The 2,534-nt window shown below is 73.7% G+C and carries 2 protein-coding genes, 1 tRNA gene and 1 other RNA gene; 2 read left to right on the forward strand and 2 right to left on the reverse strand.

Annotation, left to right across the window (positions count from 1 at the left end; genetic code table 11):
* Positions 1 to 66 precede the first annotated feature (66 nt).
* Together B0E53_RS35390 and B0E53_RS35395 are read right to left on the reverse strand one after the other, a co-directional pair.
* Positions 67 to 810 (reverse strand): SDR family oxidoreductase, encoded by a 744-nt coding sequence (locus tag B0E53_RS35390; protein WP_107079820.1) that lies wholly within the window; start codon positions 808 to 810, stop codon positions 67 to 69.
* Between the two features lie 120 nt (positions 811 to 930).
* Positions 931 to 1,015: transfer RNA gene (locus tag B0E53_RS35395), tRNA-Ser, on the reverse strand.
* 82 nt (positions 1,016 to 1,097) lie between these two features.
* On the opposite strand from B0E53_RS35395, the gene ffs reads away from it, so the two are divergent.
* Both ffs and B0E53_RS35405 read left to right on the forward strand, forming a co-directional pair.
* Positions 1,098 to 1,188: signal recognition particle sRNA small type (gene ffs / locus B0E53_RS35400), an RNA gene on the forward strand.
* Between the two features lie 107 nt (positions 1,189 to 1,295).
* Positions 1,296 to 2,534, forward strand: a 1,239-nt coding sequence (locus B0E53_RS35405) for a DNA polymerase III subunit gamma and tau (protein ID WP_146167935.1), incomplete at its 3' end; no start/stop codon positions are given.

The raw sequence follows: 2,534 nt of genomic DNA on the forward strand, positions 1-2,534 counted from the left end.
CCGCGGAGGAGACCGCGCCGGCGCCGGCCACCCCGCACGCCGCCGCCGCGCCTGCCGCGGCGCCGGTCAGCCGGTGAAGCCGCCGTCCGCGTTGATCGTCGCGCCGGTGACGTAGCCGCCGTCCGGCCCGGCCAGGAAGGCCACCACGGCGGCGATCTCGGCCGGCGCGGCGTAGCGGCCCAGGGCGGTGAAGCCGCGGATGGCTTCCGCGTTCGGCCCGTCCGCCGGGTTCGCGTCGGTGTCGGTCGGCCCGGGGTTGACCAGGTTCACGGTGATCCCCCGGCCGCCCAGCTCCCGGGCGAGGCCCCGGGTCAGGCCGACCAGGGCCGTCTTGCTCATCGAGTAGAGGGCGAGACCGGGAAACACGGCCCGCTCGGCCACGTTGCTTCCGATGTTCACGATCCGGCCGCCGTCGGTCAGGTGCCCGACCGCCGCCTGCGCGAACACGAACGGCGCCCGCACGTTGACCGCGATGGTCCGCTCGACCTCGTCCGTGCCCAGCTCCGTCACCGGGCCGGTCAGGAACACCCCGGCGTTGTTGACCAGCACGTCGAGCCGGCCCAACTCCCCGGCGACCCGGTCGACCGCCCCGCGCGCCGCCGCCGGGTCGGCGCTGTCCGCCGGCACCGCCAGGGCGCGCCGCCCCACCGCCTTGATCTGCTCCACCAGTTCGGCCGCCCGGTCGGCGCGCCGCTCGTAGGTCAGCGCCACGTCGGCGCCCTCCTGCGCCAGCCGCAGCGCCACCGCCGCCCCGATACCCCGGCTGCCGCCGGTCACCAATGCCACTTTTCCGTCCAGAACTCCGGTCATGCCACCAGCCTGGTCGGCGGCGGGCGGGAAATCTGGCGGCGATCAGACGCCGCGTTGGGCGCCCCCCGGGAAACGACGAAGGGCCGGCCCTCAAGCGAGAGCCGGCCCTTGCGTCGACGGCGGAGGATACGAGATTCGAACTCGTGAGGGTGTTAACCCAACACGCTTTCCAAGCGTGCGCCCTAGGCCTCTAGGCGAATCCTCCGCGAGCCAGGATACAGGTCGTCGGCGGGCGGGACACCCCACCACCCCCTGAAGATCCACCCCGGGTCGGGTAGGCTTGGCGGCACCCCCCGTGCGGCGTGCATCTCGTGAACCTCCCCAGGGCCGGAAGGCAGCAAGGATAAGCGGGCTCTGACGGGTGCACGGGGGGCCTTTCTGTCTCCGGGTGCCGGTAACGTCCCTGCGGGTCAGGTCACGGGGTGGTGGGTGGTCACCCGGGGCTGACCGGCGCAGAATGGCTCGGTCGAGAGGAGGCGGGACGGGTGGCACTGGCCCTTTACCGCAAGTACCGGCCCCGTACGTTCGCCGAGGTCATCGGCCAGGAGCACGTCACCGAGCCGCTGTCGCAGGCGCTGCGCAGCGGGCGGCTGAACCACGCCTACCTCTTCTCCGGCCCCCGGGGCTGCGGCAAGACCTCCAGCGCCCGGATCCTGGCCCGCTCGCTCAACTGCGAGCAGGGGCCCACGCCCGAGCCGTGCGGGCAGTGTGAGTCGTGCCGCTCGCTGGCCACCGACGGCGCCGGGTCGATCGACGTCATCGAGATCGACGCGGCCAGCCACGGCGGCGTTGACGACGCCCGTGAGCTGCGCGAGAAGGCGTTCTTCGCGCCGGCCCGCAGCCGCTTCAAGATCTACGTCATCGACGAGGCGCACATGGTCTCGTCGGCCGGCTTCAACGCCCTGCTCAAGCTGGTCGAGGAACCCCCGGAGTACGTCAAGTTCATCTTCGCCACCACCGAGCCGGAGAAGGTCCTCGGCACGATCAAGTCGCGGACCCACCACTACCCGTTCCGGCTGATCCCGCCGAAGGTGCTCCGGCCCTACCTGGAGCAGCTGACCGAGGCCGAGGGGGTCAAGGTCGAGCAGGCGGTTTTCCCGCTGGTGGTGCGCGCCGGCGGCGGCAGCGCCCGGGACAGCCTCTCCGTGCTCGACCAGCTCATCGCCGGCGCCGGCCCGGAGGGGGTCAGCTACGCCCGGGCCGCCGCGTTGCTCGGCGTCACCGACTCCGCGCTGATCGACGAGATGTGCGACGCGCTCGCCGCCGGGGACGGCGCGGCCGCGTACGCCACCGTCGACCGGGTCGCCGAGGCCGGGCACGACCCGCGCCGGTTCGCCTCCGACCTGCTGGAGCGGCTGCGCGACCTGATCGTCATGCAGCAGGTGCCGGACGCCGCCGCCAAGGGCCTGATCGACGGCCCCGACGACCAGATCGAGCGGATGGCCGCCCAGGCACAGCGGCTCGGCCCGGCCACCCTGTCCCGCTGCGCCGACATCGTGCACAACGGCCTGGTCGAGATGCGCGGCACCACCGCGCCACGGCTGCTGCTGGAGCTGATCTGCGCCCGGATGCTGCTGCCCGGCCTGGACGATTCGGCCGGCGGCCTGCTCCAGCGCCTGGAGCGGATGGAGCGCCGGCTCACCCTGGGTGGCGCCGAGCCGCCGCCGGCCGCCGCCGGCCCCGCGCCGGTCGCCGCCGCCCCGGAGGTACGCCCGGCCACTCCC

The organism is Micromonospora sp. MH33, from assembly GCF_003013775.1.
GTDB classification, from domain to species: Bacteria; Actinomycetota; Actinomycetes; order Mycobacteriales; family Micromonosporaceae; genus Micromonospora; species Micromonospora fulviviridis.

Excerpts from the sequence above, each read along its gene's own strand:
- B0E53_RS35390 (WP_107079820.1), bottom strand. The coding sequence starts at position 810 with ATGACCGGAGTTCTGGACGGAAAAGTGGCATTGGTGACCGGCGGCAGC.